We start from the raw sequence: 24,906 nt of genomic DNA, 5'->3' as shown, positions 1-24,906 counted from the left end.
AAAGCAGCCACTGGCTGCTTTTTTTATGCGTGTCGGTTAGCGCTTCTGTGTGTCAGTATCGCCGTGCTGGCACCTGTCTACCTGACCAGCGCCAACATTTCCTGCGCATGCGCCAGGGTCTGTTTGGTGATATCGACACCGCCCAGCATCCGCGCAATTTCCTCTGAGCGCTGTTTCTCACTCAGTTCACGAAGCTGGGTGTGGGTTGCGCTGTCACCACTGATTTTACTGACCTGATAGTGCTGGTGTGCTTGTGCAGCAACCTGTGGCTGGTGCGTTACACAGAGCACCTGGCTGTCTTTGCCGAGGGTGCGTAACAGGCGGCCGACTCGTTCAGCCGTACCGCCGCCAATGCCCACATCAACTTCATCGAAAATCAGGCTTGGCGTTTCGCTCACCGCTGCGGTAACTACCTGAATCGCCAGACTGATGCGCGCCAGCTCGCCTCCGGAAGCGACTTTGGCCAGCGGGCCACCGGGCATGCCGGGGTTGGTCTGAACAAAAAACGCAATCTGATCAATACCATGCTTATTGCCATGTTCGGCAGTGCCGCTTTCAACCTGCGTAATAAATCGGGCGCGGCCCAGGGCTAAAGCTTCAAAATGAGCTTCGACTTCGCTGTCCATGCGCGCGGCTGCCGTCTGGCGTGCGTTACTTAACTGTTGTGCCAGCGTACTGTATTCGGCTTGCAGTGCCTGCACCTGTTGTTCGAGTTCGGCCAGATCGTCGTCGCTGAGGTTCAGTCCGGCGAGTGCTTCTTCCTGTTCCTGCCAGTAAGCATGTAGTTGTTGCGGCTGAATCTGATGTTTACGCGCCATGCTGTAAAGATCGCTGAGGCGGCTTTCAACCTGCTGTAGCCGATGCGGATTGATATCGACCAGCTCCAGATAATGCTGCAATGAACGCCCGGCTTCTTCCAGCTGGATTTGTGCTTGTTTTAGCAGTTCGCGGGCTTCGTTCAGCAGTGGGTGCTGGTCATCAATGTTATCGAGCCGGGTAATGGCCTGATAGGCCAGTTGGGTTGCCGCCAGTTCGCCATTGTCGTCACCGTAGCAGGCGGCCATCGCGTATTGGCCGTTAAGCAACATATTCTCAGCATTGGCCAAACGCTTGTGTTCGGCTTCCAGCTCTTCGAGTTCGGTTTCGCCCGGTGCCAGCTGGCGCAGCTCTTCGACCTGATAGGTCAGCAGTTGGCGTTGTGCGGTGACTTCGGCGCTTTCTTCCTGCAGCATGGCCAGGCGTTTGGCATGTTGTTGCCATTCGGACCACACCAGAGAAACTTCGGTTGTCTGCAGCTGCAGGCCGCCAAAGGCATCGAGTAGCTGACGCGGGGTGTCTTTTTGCAGCAGACGCTGATGCGCATGCTGGGAGTGAATCTCAATCAGACACTGGCCGATGTCTTTAAGATCGTTAGCGGAGGCTGGGCGGCCATTGATATAGCCGCGTGAGCGTCCCTCGGCGGAAATAATGCGGCGCAGAATAATCAGGTCGTCATCGGTCGGAATATCGCGTTGCTGCAGCCATAGCCGGGCCTGTTCATTCAGTGTGAACGAGGCCGACACCTCCGCCTTCTCGGCACCGTTGCGGACGCAGCCGGCATCGGCCCGTTCGCCCAGAGCAAGCCCCAAGGCATCCAACAAAATGGATTTGCCAGCGCCGGTTTCACCGGTAATAACCGACATGCCGGGTTGCAGTTCGAGTTCCAGTTGGTCGACTAACGCAAACTGGTGAATGGACAGATGAGCCAGCATAGGGATGCTCCGTATCTGAATGGATATACAGTGTTTTTATATACAGTATCTGATTCTGTCAAGAGAATGTTGTTGCTCAGCCCTTGAATCTCATCCATTCGTCCCCCATATAGCGGACAGTTTCGAAAATAGTGACCGAGGAAAGATACATGTCGGAAGAGCAGAAAGTTCAAGAAGAACTCCAGGAGCAACTGGATACTGAAACCCTGGTGGATGCAGCGGATGCCACGGCAACAGATTCTGCTGATGATCAGACTGCCGCACTGGTGGCCGCAGAGCAGGAAGTGGTAAACCTGAAAGAGCAGGTGCTGCGTGTTCAGGCAGAAATGCAGAATGTCCGTCGCCGTGCTGAGCTGGATGTGGAAAAAGCCCACAAATTCGGGGTTGAGAAATTTGCCAACGAAATGCTGGCAACGGTTGATAACCTGGAGCGTGCTCTGGCGGCCGCCGTTGCTGATGATGAATCAACCCGGGCACTGCGCGAAGGTGTGGAAATGACACTGAGTGGTCTGGTCGCGGGTTTGGAAAAATTCAAAGTAGAAAGCGTTGATCCGGTCGGTTCTGCGTTTAACCCTGAATTTCACCAGGCAATGGCAATGGTTGAAAATCCGGATGCCGCACCCAATACCGTGATTGCCGTGATGCAGAAGGGTTACACCTTGCAGGGACGTCTGCTACGTCCGGCAATGGTCGTGGTGAGTAAAGGCGCACCACAAATCGACGAAAACGCCTGATTTTATTCGTGCTGTCCCTGCACTTACTCCCGCAGGGGCTGACGTGAAAATCTGATCCAGACAGATTTTTATTGTTACCGGGGGCCTTGAAAGCCTGTTTCCCGGACTTATATAGAAAGCAACACAAATACAACGGTTAATAGTTCACGCAGCGTAAGCTGCCATGAATGGAGAATTGAAAAATGGGTAAGATTATCGGTATCGACCTGGGCACCACCAACTCCTGTGTGGCAATCCTGGATGGCGACAAAACCAAAGTGATTGAAAACTCTGAAGGCGACCGCACCACACCTTCTGTCGTTGCTTATGCTGACGGCGAAGTACTGGTTGGCCAGTCTGCCAAGCGTCAGGCCGTTACCAACCCAAACAACACGTTGTTTGCGGTTAAGCGTCTGATCGGCCGCCGTTTCAAAGACGCTGTGGTGCAGAAAGATATTTCCATGGTTCCTTACAAAATCATGGAAGCGGATAACGGCGATGCGTGGGTGGAAGTCAAAGGCGAGAGATACGCGCCACCACAAATCTCTGCTGAAATTCTGAAGAAAATGAAGAAAACCGCAGAAGATTATCTGGGCGAGAAAGTAACCGAAGCGGTTATTACCGTACCGGCTTACTTTAACGATTCCCAGCGTCAGGCAACCAAAGACGCCGGTAAAATCGCTGGTCTGGAAGTTAAGCGTATCATCAACGAGCCAACCGCTGCGGCTCTGGCTTATGGTATGGATAAAGAAGGCGGCGACCGCACCATCGCAGTATATGACTTGGGTGGTGGTACCTTCGATATTTCCATTATCGAAGTGGCTGACGTTGACGGTGAAAAACAGTTCGAAGTACTGGCAACCAACGGTGACACTTTCCTTGGTGGTGAAGACTTTGACCTGCGTCTGATCGAATATTTAGCGGCTGAATTCAAGAAAGAAAGCGGCATCGATCTGCACAACGATCCACTGGCTCTGCAGCGTCTGAAAGAAGCCGCAGAAAAAGCCAAGGTTGAGCTGTCTTCTTCTCAGCAGACTGACGTTAACCTGCCGTACATCACGGCCGATGCGACTGGTCCTAAGCACTTAAACGTGAAAGTGACCCGCGCCAAGCTGGAGTCTCTGGTTGAAGAGCTGGTAACCCGCTCGCTGGAGCCTTGCCGTATCGCACTGAAAGATGCCGGCCTGAGCTCTGGTGAAATTGACGAAGTGATTCTGGTGGGCGGTCAGACCCGTATGCCACTGGTGCAGAAGAGCGTTGCTGACTTCTTCGGTAAAGAGCCACGTAAAGACGTGAACCCGGATGAAGCGGTGGCTGTTGGTGCTGCGATTCAGGGCGCGGTTCTGTCCGGTGATGTTAAAGACGTTCTGCTGCTCGACGTAACTCCGCTGACTCTGGGTATTGAAACCATGGGTGGCGTTGCGACTGCGGTTATTGAGAAAAACACCACGATTCCGACCAAGAAATCTCAGGTGTTCTCAACCGCCGATGACAACCAGACTGCGGTAACCATTCACGTGGTTCAGGGCGAGCGTAAGCAGGCGGCGCAGAATAAATCACTGGGTCGTTTTGACCTGGCCGATATTCCGCCGGCACCACGCGGTATGCCACAGATCGAAGTAACCTTCGATATCGACGCCAACGGTATTCTGAACGTGAGCGCGAAAGACAAGGCTACTGGTAAAGAGCAGTCGATCGTCATTAAGGCTTCTTCTGGTCTGAGCGATGAAGAGATCGAAAAAATGGTTGCTGATGCAGAAGCGAATGCGGATGCTGACCGTCAGTTCGAAGAACTGGTGCAGGCACGTAACACCGCCGATGGTCTGATTCACGCAACCAAGAAAACTCTGGAAGACGCGAAAGACAAGGTAACCGATGACGAGAAAACCGCCATCGAAAAAGCCATCGCCGATCTGGAAGCTGTGATCAAAGGCACCGATAAAGAAGAAATCGAAGCCAAGACTCAGGCTCTGACTGAAGCGTCCAGCTCTCTGGCTCAGCGTCTGTATGCCGAGCAGGCTCAGGCCCAGCAGGGTGGTGCGGAAGCTCAGTCCGGTAATCAGGACGATGACGTTGTTGACGCCGAGTTCGAAGAAGTTAAAGACAAGTAATTAACGGCTGCATCAGTCGTTAAGCGGACGCGGCAGTTTTCTTTCGGAAGCTGTCGCGTTTTGCTTTGTTATCACACCTCAGAAACGCCTGTGCGCGTGCTGGGTTTGTTCCTGTCGCCAGCGTTAATCAGCTTGTGGCGGCAGACAAAAAAACAGGTGAAGTATGTCTAAGCGAGATTATTACGAGGTTCTGGGCGTCAGTAAGGACGTCGATGGACCAACACTGAAAAAAGCTTACCGTAAGCTGGCGATGAAATATCACCCGGACCGTAATCCGGACGATAAAGATGCGGATGCCAAATTTAAAGAAGCAACCGAAGCTTACGAAGTGCTGGGCGATGAGCAGAAGCGCCGTGCCTATGACCAGTACGGTCATGCCGGTGTGGATGGTCAGGCTGGCGGCGGCTTTGGCGGTGGCGGTGCTAACTTCAGCGATATTTTCGGTGATGTATTTGGCGATATTTTTGGCGGCGGTGGCCGTGGCCCGCGTGGTGGCCCGCAGCGTGGTTCTGACCTGCGTTACACCATGGAGCTGACACTGGAAGAAGCAGTGCGTGGTGTGGAGAAGAAGATCCGCATTCCAACCCTGACCGCCTGTACTACCTGTGACGGCAGTGGTGCCAAGCCAGGCACCAAACCAAAAACCTGTAATACCTGTCATGGTGCGGGTCAGGTGCGTATGCAGCAGGGCTTCTTCTCGGTGCAGCAGACCTGTCCGAGCTGTCGTGGTCAGGGTACGCAGATCGATGATCCCTGCACCAGCTGTCATGGCCGTGGCGTAAAAGAAGAAACCAAGACCCTGTCGGTGAAAATTCCTGCTGGTGTTGATACCGGCGACCGTATCCGTTTATCCGGTGAAGGTGAAGCGGGAGCCATGGGTGGGCCGGCCGGTGATCTGTATGTGCAGGTCAGTGTGCTGGAGCATAAGCTGTTCCATCGTGATGGCCGTAACCTGTATTGCGAAGTACCGATCAGTATCGTCGATGCGGCACTGGGGGCTGAACTGGAAGTACCAACGCTGGATGGCCGGGTGAAACTGAAAATCCCGGCAGAGACCCAGAGTGGCAAACAGTTCCGTCTGCGCGGTAAAGGTGTGCTGCCGGTGCGCGGTGGCCCGGCGGGTGACCTGCTCTGCCGTGTACAGGTCGAAACACCGGTCAGCCTCAATGCTGAGCAGAAAGATCTGCTGATGAAGTTCCAGGCTTCTCTGACCGGTGAGAAACACTCACCACAGAAGAAGAGCTGGTTTGAAGGCGTGAAGAAGTTCTTTGAAGAAATCTGAGCGGCTTTAAACCCTGCAGGCGCAGCCTTAGGGCTGCGCCTCGCATCTCCTGCCGAATCGCTATATCCTTAGCGCCATTCTGAAATTCTGTCTGGGTATTTTTACATGACACGCATTGCAATTACCGGTGCTGCCGGACGTATGGGGCGGGTGCTGATCGAAGCAGTCCGTAATGCTGACGACGCAGAACTTGGAGCAGCCATCGTTCTGGCTGATGATCCGCTGGCGGGTGTTGATGCCGGTGCTATTGCTGGTTTGGGCGTTACGCTTAATGTTGCTGCGGCAACTTCTGTTGAAGCCGTGCTGGATCAGTTTGATGTGCTGATCGACTTTACCGCACCGGCGGCCACCATGGCCAATATCGAACTGTGCCGTAAGGCTGGTAAAGGTATTGTGATTGGTACCACCGGCCTGACTGACGAACAGAAGGCTGAGATGAAAGCTGCAGCAGCGGATATGAGCATTGTCTTTGCGCCAAATTATTCGGTTGGTGTGAATCTGTGTCTGAATCTGCTGCGCATGGCTGCTTCTGTTATGGGTGAAGACAGCGATATCGAAGTGGTGGAAATGCATCACCGTCACAAAGTCGATGCGCCATCCGGTACCGCATTGCGTATGGGCGAAGTCGTCGCAGAAACCCTCGGCTGGGATTTAAAAGAAGTGGCTGTGTATGGCCGTGAAGGTTACACCGGTGCCCGTCCGCAGAAGCAGATTGGTTTTGAAACCATCCGTGGCGGCGATGTGGTCGGTGATCATACCGTGATGTTTGCTACCGAAGGTGAGCGTGTGGAAGTGACGCACAAAGCACAAAGCCGTATGACCTTTGCCAAAGGTGCAGTGCGTGCCGCTAAGTGGGTCAGCACTCAGCCAAATGGTCTGTACGATATGCAGGATGTATTGGGCTTCTGATACCTTTCTGAATATAAAAAAGCCGCTCAATGAGCGGCTTTTTTATGGCTGGGGGGCAGGCCTCAGGCTTTAACGCCCAGCATATGATCGAAACCTCGCTCGACCATTTTTTCCATGCCGCGCGGTTTGCCGTTCGGATCAAATACCATCGATACCAGCATCTGGGCATTACCAAGCGCCCAGCGGGCACGTTCTTTCGGCGCCAGCCCCTGCTCCAGGATACCTTTCTTGATGCCTTTGTCGATTTGCTTGGCAATCAGCTCCAGTAATTTATTCTGGAATTCCAGATACTGTGGCCAGATTTCATCACGTACCGAAGCGCTCCATTCCAGCCAGACTTTAATGTAATCCGGGTTTTCTTCGCAGGCATTCAGGAATGCTTTAACGTGTGAACGGATGGCTTCCAGAGGGTTGTCTTCTTCTGCGTAAACGGACTCGGCCAGATTCAGCAGAAAGTTTTCTACTTCTTCCAGAACGGCTTCAACCAGAGCTTCGCGGGTTTTAAAGTAATTAAATACCGTTGCTACGGATACTCCACCGATCTCGGCAATCTCTGTATGACCGCCCCGGCCGATTCCGCGGCGGGCAAATACTTCAACAGCATTGGTTAATAATAAGCGCTTACGCTCTTCCGGTTGCAGACGACGACGACCATCTACGGCTACAGGCATGGGGCAGACCTCTTCATTTTGGTTTTAATTGTTGTTGTCCTTATTTTTTGACTTATCAGTCAGATATTTAATTGTTTAAAAATATCTTTAACTGTTAATAAGCCAGGCAGTAGTTTTCCCTCTCAATAGATAACAATGAAATGACTCATTTGATTCTGAGTGAAGTAATATTAAGTGTATATTTGTATGTTACAGAATGTAATCTTATGTAACTCGCTATTTAGTACCAGAGTTATCAGTAAATTTCAGGGGCCTTGTCTGGTGTTGCTGACCTTCGGGGAGTGCTCGTTCTGGCTTGCTTTTGGCTCAGCTTGCAGGTGAGGGATGGGGGAAATACGGAATGCGGCCGGCTGGTGCACTGTTAACGCACAATCCACCACCTTTAATGGACACAAGACCCTGTTTTCAGTATCATTTAGGGTTAGTTTATACACGCACTGCGGTGATCGTTTTTTGTCGCCGGAATCCGCTATCAGTCCATAGCGAGTCATAAGCGGGATGGAGTCAATTTGTCGCCATTCCGCTTTTTTACGACTGCAGATTCTGGTTCTGACCTCCTCCGGCCCGGTGCGGTAGTCTGCAAGTTTATTCTTTGTTCGGGGATTTAGCCTTGTCTACGCCAGCCATTCTAGCTCTTGAGGACGGCAGTATCTTCAAAGGTACCAGCATCGGTGCCGAAGGCCTGTCAGTGGGAGAAGTTGTTTTCAACACCTCCATGACCGGTTATCAGGAGATTCTGACCGACCCTTCCTACGCCAACCAGATCGTCACTCTGACCTATCCACACATTGGTAACTACGGTACCAACAGCGAAGATGAAGAATCCAATGGCATTTATGCCAAAGGTCTGGTGATCCGCGACCTGCCGCTGATCGCATCCAACTTCCGCAGTGAACAGGCACTGGATGTTTACCTGAAAGAGCGCAATGTGCTGGGCATTGCCGATATTGATACCCGCCGCCTGACCCGTATTCTGCGTGAAAAAGGCTCCCTTAATGGCTGCATTCTGGCGGCTGCAGATGCGCATTCTGAAGAGAATGTGGCGAAGGCGCTGGCCGAAGCCAAAGCTTTCCCGGGCCTGAAAGGTATGGATCTGGCGAAAGAAGTGACTGTTAAAGAAGCTTACAGCTGGACTCAGACTGACTGGACGCTGGGCAAGGGTTATGGCGAGCTGAGCGAACCAAAATTCAAAGTCGTGGCGTACGACTTCGGCGTTAAGCGCAATATCCTGCGTCTGCTGGCTGAGCGTGGTTGTGAGCTGACTGTTGTTCCGGCACAGACTCCGGCTTCTGAAGTGCTGGCAATGAATCCGGACGGTGTTTTCCTGTCCAACGGCCCTGGCGATCCGGAGCCTTGTGATTACGCCATCAAAGCGATTCAGGAGATTCTGGAAACCAATATCCCGGTGTTCGGTATCTGTCTGGGTCACCAGCTGCTGGCTCTGGCCTCCGGTGCCAAAACCATGAAGATGGGTCATGGTCACCACGGTGGTAACCACCCGGTGCAGGATCTTGAATCCGGCAAGGTGATGATTACCTCACAGAACCATGGTTTTGCGGTAGAAGAGAGCACGCTGCCAGCCAACCTGAAGGCGACCCATAAGTCGCTGTTCGATGGCACGCTGCAGGGCATCGCCCGCACTGATAAGCCTGCCTTCAGTTTCCAGGGTCACCCGGAAGCCAGTCCTGGCCCGCGCGATGTCGCGCCGTTGTTCGACCACTTTATTGATTTGATTGTTGCTGCCAAGGCCGCCCAATAACAGGACAGACTGAGTTATGCCAAAACGTACTGACATAAAAAGTATTTTGATCATTGGCGCCGGCCCTATCGTTATCGGCCAGGCCTGTGAATTTGACTACTCCGGCGCTCAGGCCTGTAAGGCTCTGCGTGAAGAGGGCTACCGTGTAATTCTGGTGAACTCTAACCCGGCGACCATCATGACCGATCCGTCGATGGCGGATGCAACCTATATCGAGCCGATTACCGTTGAAGCGGTTGCCAAAATCATCGAGAAAGAGCGTCCGGATGCACTGCTGCCAACCATGGGTGGCCAGACCGCACTGAACTGTGCGCTGGGTCTGGAAGCGGCTGGTGTACTGGAAAAATTCGGCGTGGAAATGATCGGTGCAAACGCCGACACCATCGACAAAGCTGAAGACCGTAACCGCTTTGATAAGGCGATGAAAAAGATCGGTCTTGAGTGTCCGCGCGCCGGTATTGCGCACAGTATGGAAGAAGCCCGCGAAGTACAGAAAACTCTGGGCTTCCCGTGCATCATCCGTCCGTCCTTTACCATGGGCGGCACCGGTGGCGGTATTGCTTACAACAAAGAAGAATTCGAAGAAATCTGTACCCGTGGTCTGGACCTGTCGCCAACCAACGAGCTGCTGATCGACGAATCCCTGATCGGCTGGAAAGAATATGAGATGGAAGTTGTGCGTGATAAAAACGACAACTGCATCATCATCTGTTCCATCGAAAACTTTGACGCCATGGGTGTGCACACCGGTGACTCCATCACCGTTGCTCCGGCACAGACCCTGACCGATAAAGAATATCAGATCATGCGTGACGCCTCTTTGGCGGTACTGCGTGAAATCGGTGTGGAAACCGGTGGTTCTAACGTGCAGTTCGGTATGGATCCGAAGACCGGCCGTATGGTCGTGATTGAGATGAACCCGCGTGTATCCCGTTCTTCGGCACTGGCTTCCAAAGCAACCGGTTTCCCGATTGCTAAAGTGGCGGCCAAACTGGCTGTGGGTTACACCCTGGATGAACTGCAGAACGATATTACCGGTGGTCGTACTCCGGCATCGTTTGAGCCGTCGATCGACTACGTGGTTACCAAAATTCCACGTTTCACCTTCGAAAAATTCCCACAAGCCGATGGTCGTCTGACCACGCAGATGAAATCTGTCGGTGAGGTAATGGCGATTGGCCGTACTCAGCAGGAATCTCTGCAGAAAGCACTGCGCGGCCTGGAAGTCGGTTCTACCGGTTTTGATCCGAAAGTGGATCTGAACGACGCCGGCAGCAAAGACAAAATTATCTCTGAACTGCGCGTGCCTGGCGCTGACCGTATCTGGTACGTGGGCGATGCCTTCCGTGCCGGTATGAGCGTTGACGAAATCTATCAGCACTCCGGTATTGATCCGTGGTTCCTGGTGCAGATCGAAGATCTGATCAAAGAAGAAGGCAATGTTGCGCAGAGCAGCCTGACATCAATGGATGCCGACCGCATTTTCCGTCTGAAGCGTAAAGGTTTCTCCGATGCGCGCCTGTCAGCACTGCTGGGCGTGACCGAAAAAACCTTCCGCAAGCAGCGCCAGAAGCTGGGTATCCGTCCGGTGTACAAGCGTGTGGATACCTGTGCGGCTGAATTCGCCACCGATACGGCTTATATGTACTCCACGTACGAAGAAGAGTGTGAAGCGAATCCGTCTGATCGCGAGAAAATCATCGTTCTCGGTGGTGGTCCGAACCGTATTGGTCAGGGTATCGAATTCGATTACTGCTGTGTGCACGCCGCACTGGCAGCGAAAGAAGAAGGTTACGAAGCCATCATGGTTAACTGTAACCCGGAAACCGTTTCTACCGACTACGACACATCCGACCGTCTGTACTTTGAGCCTGTGACTCTGGAAGACGTACTGGAAATCGTTGACCGTGAAAAGCCAAAAGGCGTAATCGTACAGTACGGTGGTCAGACTCCGCTGAAACTGGCCGACGAGCTGGAAGCCGCGGGTGTGCCGATCATCGGTACTTCCCCGGAAGCGATCGACCGTGCCGAAGACCGTGAGCGTTTCCAGCAGATGATCCAGCGTCTGGGTCTGAAGCAGCCGGTTAACGCCACTGTTACTTCGGCTGAAGAAGCGGTAATTAAAGCTGCAGAAATCGGTTACCCGCTGGTGGTTCGTCCATCTTATGTTCTGGGTGGCCGTGCGATGGAAATCGTCAACAACGAAGCCTCGCTGCGTCGTTACATGACTGAAGCGGTAAAAGTATCCAACGATTCTCCGGTACTGCTGGATTACTTCCTCGACCGTGCAGTAGAAGTCGATATCGATGCGATCTGTGACGGTGAGCAGGTTGTTATCGGCGGTATCATGCAGCACATCGAACAGGCCGGTATTCACTCCGGTGACTCCGCCTGTTCTCTGCCGCCATACAGCCTGCCGGCTGATGTTCAGGATGAAATGCGCAAGCAGGTTGCGGCGATGGCGCTGGAGCTGGGCGTTGTTGGCCTGATGAATACGCAGCTGGCATGGCAGGATGGCGAGATCTACGTGATCGAAGTTAACCCACGTGCTTCCCGTACCGTGCCGTTTGTGTCCAAGTGTATTGGTACCTCTCTGGCGGCGGTTGCGGCCAAAGTTATGACCGGCAAAAAACTGTCTGAACTGGGCTTTACCAAGGAAATTATTCCACCGTATTTCTCGGTAAAAGAAGCGGTATTCCCGTTCAATAAATTCCAGGGTGTTGACCCGATTCTTGGGCCGGAAATGAAATCCACTGGTGAAGTAATGGGTGCCGGTAAAACCTTCGGCGAAGCCTTCTTTAAGGCACAGCTGGGTGCCGGTGCCAAACTGCCGGACAGCGGTGTGGCTTTTGTATCGGTACGTGATGCCGATAAAGCCGGTGTGGTTGCCGTTGCTGAAGGTCTGATCGAGCGCGGCTTTAAACTGGTTTCTACCGAAGGTACCTGCAAAGTGCTGCAGGCTGCTGGTGTAGCCGTTGAGCGCGTGAGCAAGGTGACCGAAGGTCGTCCACATATTGTGGATATGATTAAAAATGACGAGATTTCTCTGATTGTGAATACCACCGATGGCCCACAGGCCATTGCAGATTCTGCCGACATCCGTCGCAGCGCGCTGCAGCACAAGGTGTATTACACAACGACTCTGGCCGGTGCTGAAGCCGTGGTTGAAGCGCTGCGTTCAGAGGGTCTGAAAGAAGTTCGTCGTCTGCAGGAACTGCATGCGACCATTTAATGGTCGCATTCAATTAGGGAGTCAGAATATATGCAAAAGTATCCAATGACTGTTGAAGGCGAAGCCTCACTGCGTGAAGAGCTTCAGCGCCTGAAAACAGTTGATCGTCCGCGCGTTATTGCGGCGATTGCAGAGGCGCGTGAGCACGGCGACCTGAAAGAAAACGCTGAATACCACGCCGCCCGCGAACAGCAGGGCTTTATTGAAGGCCGTATTCAGGATATTGAAGGTAAGCTGTCTAATGCTCAGGTTATCGATATTAAAACCATTCCGCATAGCGGAAAGGTTTTGTTCGGTACTACGGTGCGTATCATTAATGTGGATACTGATGCAGAAGTGGAATACCGCATTGTTGGTGAAGACGAAGCGGATATTAAAGCTAACCGTATTTCTATTTCTTCACCGATTGCGCGTGCGCTGATCGGTAAAGAAGAAGGGGATGTGGTTACGGTTCAGATTCCGAGCGGTACCGTTGAGTATGAAATTGACGAAGTAAGACACGCCTGATTTCTGCTTTTCAGTCCATAAAAAAACCGCGCAATGCGCGGTTTTTTTATGCCCTATTGGTAGCTGATCAGGGGCAGGGAATCAGCGGTAAATCATCAAAATCATCAGAGCCATCATCCCGCTCAATCGCACGCATCATTGCCTGCAATTTCTTCTGCGCTTCACGGCGTTTCAGTGCTTTGTTCCAGCGGCGGATCTGAACTTCGTTTTTTAATTCCAGTTCCGGTACCGGAGTTGGTTTGTTGTTGTCATCCATGGCAACCATGGTGAAAAAACAGGTATGAGTATGGCGCACGGTGCGTTGCTTAATATCTTCGGCGACTACTTTAATGCCGATTTCCATCGAGGTGCGACCGGTATAATTTACCGTAGCAAGGCAGGTGATGAGCTCGCCGATCAGAATGGGTTGTTTGAACAGAACGTTATCAACGGAGAGGGTCACGGCATAATGACCGCTGTAACGCATGGCACAGGTGTAGGCAACCTTGTCCAGCAGCTTGAGTAATTCGCCGCCGTGCATATTGCCGGAAAAGTTAGCCATATCCGGAGTGACGAGTACGGTCATCTCGGTTTGTATGATCTGTCCCACAAAGATTCCTCACTGAATGATAAAGCCAGTTTAACGGAAATCGATGCAGAGAGAACGGGGGAATATGTTCAGGATCAGACTCTGTCAACAATGACAGAGTCTGATCACTAATTATTTGAACGGGAGAAGAAAATCAGAAATTTTCGGTGGAGGTGAAAAGCCCTACACGCAGATCTTTGGCGGTGTAAATCTCACGGCCATCAACTTCCATGGATGCGTCGGCAATACCCATCACCAGTTTCTGTTCCATCACGCGCTTGATGTCGATACGGTAAGTCACTTTTTTCGCGGTTGGTAATACCTGGCCACGGAATTTCACTTCGCCACAGCCCAGTGCACGGCCACGGCCAGGGTTACCGCGCCAGCCAAGGAAGAAACCAACCAGCTGCCACATGGCATCCAGGCCCAGACAGCCAGGCATTACCGGGTCAGTTTCAAAGTGGCAGTCAAAAAACCACAGCGATGGATCAATATCCAGTTCGGCAATAATTTCGCCTTTACCGTAAGCACCACCTTCGCTGCTGATGTGCGCGATGCGATCCATCATCAGCATGTTAGGCAGTGGCAGCCGTGCATTGCCTTCACCAAACAGTTCACCGTGGCCGCAGGCCAGCAGTTGTTCACGGTTAAAGGAGTTTGGGTGAGTCATGCAGTTTCCTCTTCTGGTCTTGGTCTTTAGGGTCATTATAAGTATGCCGGTACACTGACATATTTACAGCATGATAGCCAATGAAGGTTTTTTGAATAAAAGGAATTAATGGGTAGTATTTCCGGCGCAGGTTGCGCCGGGAAACTGGTTTCTGATCAGAGTTTTTCGACCAGCAGACTGCCGATGGAATAACCGGCGCCAAAAGAACAGATCAGGCCTTTATCGCCAGCCTTGAAATCATCTTTATAGCGGTGGAAAGCAATCACTGAGCCGGATGACGCTGTGTTGGCAAATTCGTCCAGTACCACTGGTGCTTCATTACCTTCAGGCAGGCGGCCGAGGAGTTTTTTAACGGCAAACAGGTTCATATTAACGTTTGCCTGATGCAGCCACATACGTTTCAGTGAAGAAGCTTCCAGTTGGTTTTCGGTCAGCAGATTTTCAATAAAATTAGTGACCAGAGGCAGCAGTTCTTTGAATACTTTGCGGCCCTGTTGTTTGAAGGCGTAGCGGTTGGCCGGTACGTTTTCAAAGCAATAATCGGCGTAAGAGGCATCGCAACGGATATTATCCGAGTATTGGGTAAATTGTTTGGTGCTCAGAATGCGGAAAGTATGTTCTGACGTTGCCGTCTCGGCAGGCTCCAGAATCGCTGCGGTAGCAACGTCACCAAAAATAAAATGGCTGTCGCGATCTTTGAAATCCAGTCCCGGGGTGGTGAATTCCGGATTTACAAATAACACACATTTGGCGGTGCCGGCTTTTAATGCGGTGTAAGCATTGATCAGACCGAAGGTTGCGGATGAGCAGGCAATGCCCATGTCATAAGCAAAACCTTTAATTCCCAGTTCGCGTTGAATTTCAACCGACATACCCGGGTAGTCACGCTGGCGGAAGGTGCTGGATACAATGATCATATCAATGTCATCAGCGGTTTTACCGGCCTGTTCCATGGCTTCGCGTGCAGCAGCAACACCCATGGTAACCATTTCCGGGGTGGCGCCTTCCTGTGTCATCGGAAATACAGGGTGCATGATGTCCGGGTTGACGATGCCATCTTTGTACATGGCGTAGCGTGCTTTGATACCGGAAGCCTTCTCAATAAATTCGCTGCTGGACAGTGGCAGTGCTTCAGTTTCGCCGCTGGCAATGGCGTCCGCGTGCTCTTCGTTAAAGCGGTTTGCGTAGGCATTGTAGGCTTCTACCAGTTCATCGTTGGTGATGGTAAAAGGCGGGATGAACAGGCCGGAGCCGGAAATTACGATATCGGACATGAGCATTGAAACCTTACTTTTTTCGCTATTATCACCGGAACGGTCCGGTCTTCCAACTCCCCTTTGGTGTAAGCTTGTTAACACAGGTCTGATATGGGCAGTCAGGCCACGGATTTATCTTTCCTCTGCACTTATCCGGAGTATCCGGACGGAGTCATTAACATGGTCCGGCATTATCTGATTTTATTCCGCACGTTCTGGTTGGGTGGGTTATGGGCTTGTGCGTATGTGGTCAGGCCATTGCTGGAACACCGCGGCTTTTTTCCGCAGCACGGTATGGATGTCATGCATGTAATGGTAGGGCTTGGTGCGGTCAGCGGAGGGCTTATTCTGTTGTTGGGGTTATTGTTTCGTGCTCTCAGCTGGCGTCAGTTACCTGTGCAGCTGGTATTGATTATGACGTTTCTGTCACTGGTGTATTTCGCATTCATGCCATGGTGGAAGCTGCAAATGATACTGGTACATGCCATATCACTTTTAGGATTGGTCTGGCTGCTGATTGCGCCGCTAACGGTTATCCGCCGGGATGTTACGCCGGCGGAATGATAAAACGATCAGCGCTTCAGGTTGGACAGCTTTGGATTCGCTTTGGGGTTGCGACGCAGTAACAACGCGGTGTTACCTATCTGTTGCGGCATTTCTGCACCGGTGATGCGCAGAATTTCGGCCAGAACTTCTTTTTTTACATCGCGGTCACCGACCGACACTTTGATTTTGATCAGTTCGTGATCGTTCAGGGCGCGGTTCAGCTCGTCAATAACGCCTTCGGTCAGGCCATTGGCGGCAACGGTGACAATCGGATTCAGTGTGTGGCCGATGGCACGATAGGCCTTTTTCTGTTCGTTTGATAATGCCATATAGGTTCGGAAGCTCTGTAGTTCGGTAGTAAAGTGGTTCGGTGGTAAACTTACCGTTTTATACGGCGTAGACCCTTGGGCTTGTTTCCACGAGTTAAACAGACCCTAGTATACCTGACCTTGGAGCAAGTACCTGCATGGCGCGTTCAAAAACCAGTGCCGATTGGCTGAAAGAGCATGTTGATGACATTTATGTGCAGAAAGCACAACAGGATGGCTACCGCACGCGTGCCAGTTACAAGCTGATTGAACTTGATGAAAAAGACCAGCTCATAAAGCCCGGTATGACCATTATTGACCTGGGGTCGGCCCCGGGTGGCTGGTCACAGGTAGTTGGGCGCAAACTGAATGGCAAAGGCGTTGTTATTGCCTCCGATATTCTGCCTATGGATCCGATTGCTGACGTCGAGTTTATTCAGGGTGACTTCACTGAAGAGGCCGTTTTTAACGAATTGATGGCAATTGTCGATGGCCGCCCTGTGGACCTTGTAATCTCCGATATGGCCCCCAATATGAGTGGAGTAGCCTCCATTGATCAGCCCGGTTCCATGTATTTGGTAGAGCTGGCGCTGGATATGGCGCGACAGGTGTTACGCCCTAACGGTCAGTTTGTCGCCAAAGTGTTCCAGGGTGATGGTTTTGATGAGTACGTAAAGGATGTAAGACAATCCTTTACAAAAGTTTTGATTCGTAAGCCCAAGGCGTCGCGTCCGCGCTCACGTGAGGTTTACGTCGTTGGGAAAGGTTTCCGCGCTTAGCCATTGCTTGCTAAGCTAGACAGTTAAAAGAAGGGAAGTCGGGATGTGGCCCGACTCCGCAGCCAATGAGGTGGTGCCGGGTATGGCGAAGAATTTCATATTATGGGCGGTGATTGCAGCCGTTCTGATGATGGTGTTCAACAATTTCCAGAGTGTGGGCCGGGGTAAGGAGTATTCCTACTCTGAGTTCATTACTGCCGTGGAAAGCGGGCAGGTGGAAAAAGTTACCATCTCTGGTCAGACCATTTCCGGTGTTAACAGCGGTGGCGAAGCTTTTGAAACCATTCTGCCTGTCTATGATGACAAGCTGATGGATACCCTGCTGAATAACCACGTTCAGGTGTTGGGTGAAAAACCAGAGAAACAGGGTTTCTTCACGCAGTTGTTGCTGGCGTCATTGCCGATTCTGATCATCATCGCCGTGTTTATGCTGTTTATGCGTCAGATGCAGGGCGGTGGCGGCGGTAAAGGCGGCCCGATGGCTTTTGGTAAAAGCAAAGCCAAGTTGCTCAGCGAAGATCAGATCAAAACCACGTTTGAAGACGTCGCCGGCTGTGATGAAGCTAAAGAAGATGTAAAAGAACTGGTTGAGTTCTTACGTGACCCGGGCAAATACCAGCGTCTGGGCGGTAAAATTCCACGTGGCGTACTGATGGTTGGTCAGCCGGGTACCGGTAAAACCCTGCTGGCAAAAGCTATTGCCGGTGAAGCGCGTGTGCCTTTCTTCTCCATTTCCGGTTCCGACTTCGTTGAGATGTTCGTCGGTGTTGGCGCATCCCGTGTGCGCGATATGTTTGATCAGGCGAAGAAACAAGCGCCTTGTATCATCTTCATTGACGAAATTGACGCGGTTGGCCGTTCCCGTGGTGTGGGTATCGGCGGTGGTAATGATGAGCGCGAACAGACCCTGAACCAGTTGCTGGTTGAGATGGACGGCTTTGAAGTTAACGATGGCATCATTGTTATTGCTGCAACCAACCGTCCGGATGTACTGGACCCGGCGTTACTGCGTCCTGGTCGTTTTGACCGCCAGGTTGTTGTTGGCCTGCCGGATATCCGTGGTCGTGAGCAGATCCTGAATGTGCATATGCGCAAGGTTCCGGTAGCAGATGATGTGAATGCCTCCATTATTGCCCGTGGCACACCGGGATTTTCTGGTGCTGATCTGGCCAATCTGGTAAACGAAGCAGCACTCTTTGCGGCCCGTTCAAACCGTAATCTGGTCACTATGGAAGAGTTCGAGAAAGCCAAGGATAAGATCCTGATGGGTGCCGAACGTAAGACCATGGTGATGTCTGAAAAAGAAAAGACCAACACGGCTTATCACGAAGCGGGTCATGCTATCGTCGGCCGCTTGGTGCCGGAACATGATCCGGTTTACAAGGTATCGATCATTCCCCGTGGCCGTGCTTTGGGTGTCACCATGTTCCTGCCGGAAGAAGATCGTCATTCCATCAGTAAGCGCGGCATCGAAAGCAATATCTGCTCGCTCTATGGTGGTCGTATCGCTGAAGAAATGACGCTGGGTAAAGACGGTGTGACAACCGGTGCTTCCAACGATATTGAGCGTGCGACCAAATATGCCCGCAACTATGTCACCAAGTGGGGCTTATCGGAAAAACTGGGCGCGCAGTTATATACCGAAGAGGAGCAGAATGGTTATCTGGGTTCTTCCGGTGGCAGTCAGATGTCGCATCTGTCGGATGACACTGCACGTGTTATTGATGCCGAGGTAAAGGGCTTGCTGGATAGCTGCTATCAGCGTGCGGCGAAAATTCTGGAAGAAAACCGCGATAAACTCGAACTGATGAAAGACGCGCTGATGGAATATGAAACTATTGATGCGGATCAGATCGACGATATTATGGCTGGTAAAAAGCCACGTCCGCCAAAGTCCTGGGGGGATAATGGCTCTGGTCCTGCGGCACCGGCAGAAGAAAGCCGCGATATGGCCCGCGATGCCGATGATGATGCGGTGGGCGATCCGGCCGGCGAGCGCAACTGATTCGCTTGGCTTATGCATAACAAAAAGGCGGCGCAAGCCGCCTTTTTGTTTCTGTTCGTATTTTCATTTGTCTACAGGATCTCTGCGTGAAATTTGTTTGCGGTAATCGCCAGCTTGATCTTTCTGTTCCCCGGGTGATGGGGATTCTTAATGTTACTCCTGACTCGTTCTCTGACGGCGGCCGTTTTACTGTGCTGGATAATGCATTACGTCATGCAGAACAGATGCTGAGTGACGGTGCAGCCTTGGTTGATGTCGGTGGTGAGTCGACCCGTCCGGGTGCTGCACCGGTAAGCGAAGCTGAAGAGCTTGAGCGGGTCGTTCCGGTGATTGAAGCCATCGTGCAGCGTCTGGATGTGGCGGTTTCCGTTGATACCAGCAACGCGGAAGTTATTCGCGCAAGCGCTCAGGCAGGTGCTCATCTGATTAATGATGTGCGTGCACTGACAAGGCCTGGAGCGTTGGCGGCTGCAGCGGCTTCTGGTTTGCCTGTATGTCTGATGCATATGAATGGTGAGCCACAGGTGATGCAGGCAGCCCCGCATTATGATCGTCCGATTGAGGATGCAGTGGTTGAGTATCTGGCTCAGCGTATTGCGGCTTGTGAGGCTGCAGGCATTGGCCGGGAGAGGCTGTTGCTGGACCCGGGCTTTGGTTTTGGCAAAACCTTTGAGCATAACTTCCGGCTATTGAACCGGCTGGAGCGTTTGCATGAACTGGGACTGCCTCTGCTGACCGGGTTGTCGCGTAAACGTATGATTGGTGAAGCAACGGGAAATTCGGTTGCGGACGAACGGATTGCAGGAAGCGTGAGCGGTGCCGTGATCTGTGCTTTAAAAGGTGCGAAAATACTCCGCGTACACGACGTAAAACAAACAACAGAAGCATTGCGTGTAGTGATTGCCACACAGAGGGAAGGGCATGTCTAGAAAATATTTCGGCACCGATGGTGTCCGTGGTCGGGTGGGTGCATACCCTATTACCCCGGAGTTTGTTATGAAATTAGGCTGGGCGGCCGGGAAGGTTTTTGCTCAGCAGGGGAAAAGCCGTATTTTAATTGGTAAAGACACCCGTATTTCAGGCTATATGTTTGAGTCCGCACTGGAGGCCGGTTTGTCTTCGGCGGGTGTTGATATTGGTCTGCTGGGGCCTATCCCTACGCCGGGTATTGCTTATCTGACCCGGACATTCCGCGCTCAGGCGGGGATTGTTATCAGCGCCTCGCATAATCCGTATTACGATAACGGCATTAAATTCTTTTCCGGCAATGGCGAAAAACTGCCGGATGAAACCGAGCTGGCAATTGAATCCTGGCTGGATAAACCCATGAGCTGTGTTGAATCTGCTCAGCTGGGTAAAGCGGTGCGTATTAATGATGCCGCCGGCCGTTATATTGAATTCTGCAAAGGCACGGTCAGCTCACTGAATCTGCGTGGTCTGAAAATCGTACTTGATTGTGCTCATGGTGCTACCTATCAGATTGCGCCGGCGGTGTTTGCTGAGCTTGGTGCGACAGTTGTTACTATTGGCGCCAAACCGGATGGTCTGAATATCAACGAAGGCGTTGGTTCTACTGAGCCTGAAGCACTGCAGGCGCGGGTGCTGCAGGAGCAGGCGGATCTTGGTATTGCCTTTGATGGTGATGGTGACCGGGTGATGATGGTAGATCACCGTGGTGAACTGGTTGATGGTGATCAGCTGCTGTTTATTATCGCGACCCACGCCAAAAATCAGGGCCGTCTGAATGGTGGAGTGGTCGGTACGCTGATGAGCAACCTGGGGCTGGAGCTCGGGCTGAAAGATCTGGGTGTCGATTTTCTGCGTGCCAAAGTCGGTGACCGTTATGTGATGCAGATGCTGAACGAAAACGGCTGGCGCTTCGGTGGAGAATCATCCGGCCATCTGTTGTGTCTGGATGCCAACACGACCGGTGACGGTATTGTTGCCGCATTGCAGGTGCTGCAGGCACTGAAAGACAGTGGCACCTCTCTGCATGAATGGCAGAAACGCATGAGTAAAATGCCGCAGGTAATGATTAATGTGCAACGCAGCCGTCAGGCTGATGTGATGAGTCTGCCGGAAATTATTCAGGCTATTGCTGCTACCGAAGAAAAGCTCGCCAGTCGCGGTCGTGTCCTGCTGCGTCCGTCGGGCACTGAGCCGGTGGTTCGGGTAATGGTCGAAGGCGAAGACGCGGTACTGGTACAGACACTGGCTGAAGAGTTGGCTGCAGTGGTTGAACAGGCCCTGGCATAAGTCTGCTGAATTGCCCGGCGGGCGTGCTGTTGCTTGTCTCGCCGGGGCTTCTTAGATAGTATCTGCGCTCTTTGAATTTAGGGAGACGTCATGCGTCGTTTGTTGGTTGCCGGAAACTGGAAGATGAATGCCTCTGTGGCGATGACCCAGAGTCTGTTGTCGGAACTCCGCGCCGCTCAGATTGACCAGTGTGATGTTGCGGTATTTCCGCCGTTTCCTTATCTGACACAGGCTGGCGAACTGTTGTCAGGCAGTGACATCGCTTTGGGTGCGCAGAACTGTGCAGCTGAAGAGTCCGGTGCTTTTACCGGCGAAGTTTCCGCGCCGATGCTGGCCGATGTAGGCTGCGCCATGGCGCTGGTCGGTCACTCAGAGCGCCGCACTTTATATGGTGAGACTGACGACACCGTGCTGGCCAAAACCCGGCAGCTGCTGGACAACAGCATGACGGCGGTTGTCTGTGTCGGTGAAACGCTGGCTGAGCGTCAGGCGGGTCAGGCCGAGGCTGTGGTAGCTCAGCAGCTGAAGCTGTTACTGGAGCAACTGAATACTGCTCAGTGGCAACATATCATTCTTGCCTATGAGCCGGTGTGGGCCATCGGTACGGGTGAAACCGCTACGCCGGAACAGGCGCAGGCGATTCATGCGTTTATCCGTTCGCAGCTGCAGGTGCTGGGTGCGGACGTCGCACAGGCGACACGAATTTTGTATGGCGGCAGCGTAAAAGCTGCTAATGCTGCGGAGCTTTTTTCGCAGCCTGATATTGATGGTGGTCTGGTCGGCGGTGCATCGCTCGACGCCACTGAATTTCTGGGTATTTGTCGGGCATAAGGTAAATTATGGAATCCATTATTCTGATCGTTCATATCGTGCTGGCTCTTGGCATCATTGGTTTTGTGATGTTGCAGCAGGGTAAAGGTGCCGACGCCGGCGCATCATTCGGTAGCGGTGCTTCCCAGACTGTCTTTGGCAGCAGTGGCTCAGGTAACTTCCTCAGTCGTACCACCGCAATTCTGGCGACATTATTCTTCGTAACCAGTCTTGGTCTGGGTATTTATGCCAAGCAAAAAGCTGAAGGTTTCACTGATTTAGGAATTCCTAGTCAGGAAGTGATTGAAAAGCTTGAGAAAGATACCCCACTTGTGGAAGAATACGCGCCTTCCTCTGATGCTCCTGAACTGGATGCATCAACCTCTGATGAACCTGCCGTGGAAACCACTGGCAATTAAGGTAAATCAGTTTTAGTGCGGATGTGGTGGAATTGGTAGACACGCCATCTTGAGGGGGTGGTGAGCCTAGCTCGTGCGAGTTCGAGTCTCGCCATCCGCACCAATTTATTCCGGGAAAGCGAACATGGTTCGCTTTTTCTGTTTAAAGCGCCTATAATGCGCGTGCTTTTAGAGAGCACTACTAAAAAGCCCCTCGAGTCAGGGGCTTTTTAGTAGTTGCTTTTCAGAAGCGATTCACGCCGGCAATGCCATGTGTGAGTCTCACAGGAATCTGCGGTAAACGTGGATTCCGGTCTGCATAAAGCAGTAGCGGACTGGGCACAACGTTGCCCAGTTTTTGTTTGTGGTGGGGGTAGTTTTTGGCAAAAGATACGCAATTAGCAGAGCTGTTGGCACCGGTAGTGGAATCCATGGGGTTTACCTATTGGGGGCTGGAGTTTATTTCCCAGGGACGTCATTCCCTGTTGCGTGTTTTCATCGACCATGCCGATGGCATTCTTGTCGACCATTGTGCGGAAGTCAGCCGACAGCTGGGCGCCGTACTCGATGTAGAAGATCCGATCGCGCAGGATTACACGCTGGAAGTTTCGTCCCCGGGGATGGATCGTCCGCTATTCACACTCGAACAATTCCAACAATATGCCGGCCACATTATTGATGTGCGTCTGCGTATGCCCTTTGAAGGGCGCCGAAAATACAAAGGCCAGTTAATTGGTGTCGAGCAGCAAGATGTCGTACTCGTCGTTGACGATCACGAATATTTACTGCCGATTGAACTGATTGATAAAGCCAATGTTGTTCCACAATTCAAGGACTAAGGTTGCAGAGCGAGGCTAGAAGATGAGCAAAGAAATTCTCCTGGTCGCGGAAGCGGTATCCAACGAAAAGGGCGTTTCAAAAGAAATTATTTTTGAAGCAATTGAGTCAGCCCTGGCAGCGGCCGCCAAGAAGCGCTACGAAGATGAAGAAGCCACTATCCGTGTGGATATTGACCGTAAAACCGGTGATTACCAAACCTTCCGCAGTTGGTTGGTGGTCAGCAATGATGTGGTTCCGGGGCTGGGCGATGAGCTGACCCTGCAGGAAGCCCACGAAATCGATACCAATCTGCAACCTGGCGACACTTACGAAATCGAAATCGACAATCCTGACTTCGGCCGTATCGCCGCTCAGGCTGCGAAGCAGATTATCGTACAGAAAGTCCGCGAAGCAGAACGTGCGCAGATTGTTGATCAGTACCAGCACCGCGTTGGTGAGCTGATTAACGGTACTGTTAAAAAAGTGACACGCGATAACGTTATCGTCGATCTGGGTAATAACGCTGAAGGTCTGCTGCCGAAAGATCAGCTGATTGGTCGCGAAATTATGCGTATGGGTGATCGTGTGCGTGCCATCCTGCATGCCGTACGTCCGGAAAACCGTGGTCCGCAGCTGATGCTGAGCCGCACCATTCCGGAAATGCTGATCGAACTGTTCCGCATTGAAGTACCGGAAATTGCCGAAGAAGTTATCGAAATTAAAGGTGCGGCCCGTGATCCGGGTTCCCGTGCAAAAATTGCGGTAAAAACCAACGACAAACGTATCGACCCGGTTGGTGCTTGTGTGGGTATGCGCGGTGCGCGTGTTCAGGCAGTGACCAACGAACTGGGTGGAAACGAGCGTATCGACATCGTGCTGTGGGATGACAATCCGGCACAGCTGGTGATTAACGCCATGGCTCCGGCTGATGTTGCGTCGATCATTATGGATGAAGAAACCAACACTATGGATGTTGCTGTTGCCTCCGACAATCTGGCCCAGGCCATTGGTCGTGGCGGTCAGAACGTACGTCTGGCTTCCGAGCTTACCGGCTGGGAAATCAACGTGATGACCGAAGAAGAAGCATCCGAGAAACAGAATGAAGAAGCCTCCGGCTTTATCGAAGGATTTATGAAATCCCTCGATCTGGACGAAGACTTCGCCACCCTGCTGGTTGAAGAAGGTTTCACCACGCTGGAAGAAGTGGCTTACGTGCCAATGGAAGAGATGCTGAGCATCGACGGTCTGGATGAAGAAGTGGTTACCGAACTGCGCAACCGCGCTAAAGACGTACTGCTGACTCAGGCCATTGCTTCCGAAGAAAAACTGGAAAATTCCCAGCCGGCGGACGATCTGCTGAACATGGAAGGAATGGAGAAACACCTGGCACTGGTTCTGGCAAGTAAAGGCATTTGTACGATGGAAGATCTGGCCGAGCAATCCATCGATGACCTGTTGGACATTGAACAGATGACTGAAGAAAAAGCGGCGGAATTGATTATGACCGCACGCAAGCCCTGGTTTGAGGGCAACGACTAACCACTGCTCGGCATAGG

General features: G+C 52.2%; 22 protein-coding genes and 1 tRNA gene. 17 read left to right on the top strand and 6 right to left on the bottom strand.

The features are described 5' to 3' along the window. Positions 1 to 77 precede the first annotated feature (77 nt). On the bottom strand, positions 78 to 1,751 hold the full coding sequence (gene recN / locus B3P58_RS07995) for a DNA repair protein RecN (RefSeq protein WP_286716856.1): 1,674 nt from the start codon (positions 1,749 to 1,751) through the stop codon (positions 78 to 80). A gap of 149 nt (positions 1,752 to 1,900) precedes the next feature. Between recN and grpE the strand changes: the two genes are divergently transcribed. The 4 genes from grpE to dapB all read left to right on the top strand — a co-directional run bounded on the left by grpE (position 1,901) and on the right by dapB (position 6,766). Beyond that, positions 1,901 to 2,485, top strand: coding sequence for a nucleotide exchange factor GrpE (gene grpE, locus B3P58_RS07990; protein WP_260974971.1), 585 nt, complete (start codon positions 1,901 to 1,903; stop codon positions 2,483 to 2,485). Positions 2,486 to 2,667: 182 nt separating this feature from the next. Beyond that, the gene (gene dnaK / locus B3P58_RS07985) at positions 2,668 to 4,575 is read left to right on the top strand and encodes a molecular chaperone DnaK (RefSeq protein ID WP_286716852.1); all 1,908 of its coding nucleotides are present in this window, start codon (positions 2,668 to 2,670) and stop codon (positions 4,573 to 4,575) included. Between the two features lie 163 nt (positions 4,576 to 4,738). Next, complete coding sequence (gene dnaJ, locus B3P58_RS07980) at positions 4,739 to 5,857, top strand: molecular chaperone DnaJ (protein WP_225693271.1); 1,119 nt, start codon at positions 4,739 to 4,741, stop codon at positions 5,855 to 5,857. Positions 5,858 to 5,962: 105 nt separating this feature from the next. Beyond that, complete coding sequence (gene dapB, locus B3P58_RS07975; protein ID WP_286716850.1) at positions 5,963 to 6,766, top strand: 4-hydroxy-tetrahydrodipicolinate reductase; 804 nt, start codon at positions 5,963 to 5,965, stop codon at positions 6,764 to 6,766. Between the two features lie 62 nt (positions 6,767 to 6,828). Here the strand turns inward: dapB and B3P58_RS07970 are convergent, their stop codons facing one another. Continuing rightward, on the bottom strand, positions 6,829 to 7,437 hold the full coding sequence (locus tag B3P58_RS07970; protein WP_145466128.1) for a TetR/AcrR family transcriptional regulator: 609 nt from the start codon (positions 7,435 to 7,437) through the stop codon (positions 6,829 to 6,831). 610 nt (positions 7,438 to 8,047) lie between these two features. Between B3P58_RS07970 and carA the strand changes: the two genes are divergently transcribed. Genes carA through greA form a run of 3 tightly spaced genes read left to right on the top strand, consistent with a single transcriptional unit; the run spans position 8,048 to position 12,935 of the window. After that, a complete protein-coding gene (gene carA / locus B3P58_RS07965) occupies positions 8,048 to 9,196 on the top strand; it encodes a glutamine-hydrolyzing carbamoyl-phosphate synthase small subunit (protein ID WP_145466126.1) in 1,149 nt (382 codons plus the stop codon). Between the two features lie 16 nt (positions 9,197 to 9,212). Then, positions 9,213 to 12,428, top strand: coding sequence for a carbamoyl-phosphate synthase large subunit (carB, locus tag B3P58_RS07960; RefSeq protein WP_145466125.1), 3,216 nt, complete (start codon positions 9,213 to 9,215; stop codon positions 12,426 to 12,428). 30 nt (positions 12,429 to 12,458) lie between these two features. Continuing rightward, complete coding sequence (gene greA / locus B3P58_RS07955; RefSeq protein ID WP_222428427.1) at positions 12,459 to 12,935, top strand: transcription elongation factor GreA; 477 nt, start codon at positions 12,459 to 12,461, stop codon at positions 12,933 to 12,935. Positions 12,936 to 13,002: 67 nt separating this feature from the next. Here the strand turns inward: greA and B3P58_RS07950 are convergent, their stop codons facing one another. The 3 genes from B3P58_RS07950 to B3P58_RS07940 form a co-directional block, all read right to left on the bottom strand. Beyond that, on the bottom strand, positions 13,003 to 13,500 hold the full coding sequence (locus tag B3P58_RS07950) for an acyl-CoA thioesterase (protein WP_186435787.1): 498 nt from the start codon (positions 13,498 to 13,500) through the stop codon (positions 13,003 to 13,005). 157 nt (positions 13,501 to 13,657) lie between these two features. Continuing rightward, on the bottom strand, positions 13,658 to 14,173 hold the full coding sequence (fabA, locus tag B3P58_RS07945; RefSeq protein ID WP_145466121.1) for a 3-hydroxyacyl-[acyl-carrier-protein] dehydratase FabA: 516 nt from the start codon (positions 14,171 to 14,173) through the stop codon (positions 13,658 to 13,660). A 155-nt stretch (positions 14,174 to 14,328) separates the two neighbouring features. Continuing rightward, on the bottom strand, positions 14,329 to 15,447 hold the full coding sequence (locus B3P58_RS07940) for a beta-ketoacyl-ACP synthase III (protein WP_286716847.1): 1,119 nt from the start codon (positions 15,445 to 15,447) through the stop codon (positions 14,329 to 14,331). A 162-nt stretch (positions 15,448 to 15,609) separates the two neighbouring features. Between B3P58_RS07940 and B3P58_RS07935 the strand changes: the two genes are divergently transcribed. Then, positions 15,610 to 15,993, top strand: coding sequence for a hypothetical protein (locus tag B3P58_RS07935; protein ID WP_286716845.1), 384 nt, complete (start codon positions 15,610 to 15,612; stop codon positions 15,991 to 15,993). 8 nt (positions 15,994 to 16,001) lie between these two features. Here the strand turns inward: B3P58_RS07935 and B3P58_RS07930 are convergent, their stop codons facing one another. Beyond that, positions 16,002 to 16,304, bottom strand: coding sequence for a YhbY family RNA-binding protein (locus B3P58_RS07930; RefSeq protein ID WP_145466115.1), 303 nt, complete (start codon positions 16,302 to 16,304; stop codon positions 16,002 to 16,004). A 137-nt stretch (positions 16,305 to 16,441) separates the two neighbouring features. Here B3P58_RS07930 and rlmE point away from each other — a divergent pair, with 137 nt between their 5' ends. The 9 genes from rlmE (at position 16,442) to nusA (ending at position 24,889) form a co-directional block, all read left to right on the top strand. Next, entirely contained in the window at positions 16,442 to 17,062 is a 621-nt protein-coding gene (gene rlmE / locus B3P58_RS07925) for a 23S rRNA (uridine(2552)-2'-O)-methyltransferase RlmE (protein WP_145466112.1), read from the top strand. A gap of 82 nt (positions 17,063 to 17,144) precedes the next feature. Next, positions 17,145 to 19,067: an ATP-dependent zinc metalloprotease FtsH gene (ftsH, locus tag B3P58_RS07920; protein WP_286716947.1), complete on the top strand. Its 1,923-nt coding sequence runs from the start codon at positions 17,145 to 17,147 to the stop codon at positions 19,065 to 19,067. A gap of 86 nt (positions 19,068 to 19,153) precedes the next feature. Continuing rightward, entirely contained in the window at positions 19,154 to 19,996 is an 843-nt protein-coding gene (gene folP / locus B3P58_RS07915) for a dihydropteroate synthase (protein WP_286716842.1), read from the top strand. Further along, positions 19,989 to 21,323 carry a phosphoglucosamine mutase gene (gene glmM / locus B3P58_RS07910; RefSeq protein WP_286716840.1) on the top strand — a complete coding sequence of 445 codons (1,335 nt, stop codon included), beginning with the start codon at positions 19,989 to 19,991 and terminating at the stop codon, positions 21,321 to 21,323. The genes folP and glmM overlap by 8 nt, the downstream gene beginning before the upstream one ends. 90 nt (positions 21,324 to 21,413) lie before the next feature. After that, complete coding sequence (gene tpiA / locus B3P58_RS07905) at positions 21,414 to 22,154, top strand: triose-phosphate isomerase (protein ID WP_286716838.1); 741 nt, start codon at positions 21,414 to 21,416, stop codon at positions 22,152 to 22,154. 5 nt (positions 22,155 to 22,159) lie between these two features. Then, positions 22,160 to 22,552 (top strand): preprotein translocase subunit SecG, encoded by a 393-nt coding sequence (secG, locus tag B3P58_RS07900; protein ID WP_371736700.1) that lies wholly within the window; start codon positions 22,160 to 22,162, stop codon positions 22,550 to 22,552. A 17-nt stretch (positions 22,553 to 22,569) separates the two neighbouring features. Further along, positions 22,570 to 22,655, top strand: a tRNA-Leu gene (locus B3P58_RS07895). A 256-nt stretch (positions 22,656 to 22,911) separates the two neighbouring features. Continuing rightward, on the top strand, positions 22,912 to 23,370 hold the full coding sequence (gene rimP, locus B3P58_RS07890; protein WP_145466102.1) for a ribosome maturation factor RimP: 459 nt from the start codon (positions 22,912 to 22,914) through the stop codon (positions 23,368 to 23,370). 22 nt (positions 23,371 to 23,392) lie between these two features. Further along, positions 23,393 to 24,889: a transcription termination factor NusA gene (gene nusA / locus B3P58_RS07885; RefSeq protein WP_145466101.1), complete on the top strand. Its 1,497-nt coding sequence runs from the start codon at positions 23,393 to 23,395 to the stop codon at positions 24,887 to 24,889. Positions 24,890 to 24,906: the final 17 nt, after the last annotated feature.

It is taken from the genome of Thalassolituus sp. UBA2009, from assembly GCF_002335285.1.
GTDB classification, from domain to species: domain Bacteria; phylum Pseudomonadota; class Gammaproteobacteria; order Pseudomonadales; family Oceanobacteraceae; genus Venatoribacter; species Venatoribacter alkanivorans.
The sequence above is the reverse complement of the archived record's forward strand: the minus strand, read 5'-3'. Positions and strand labels throughout refer to the sequence as shown.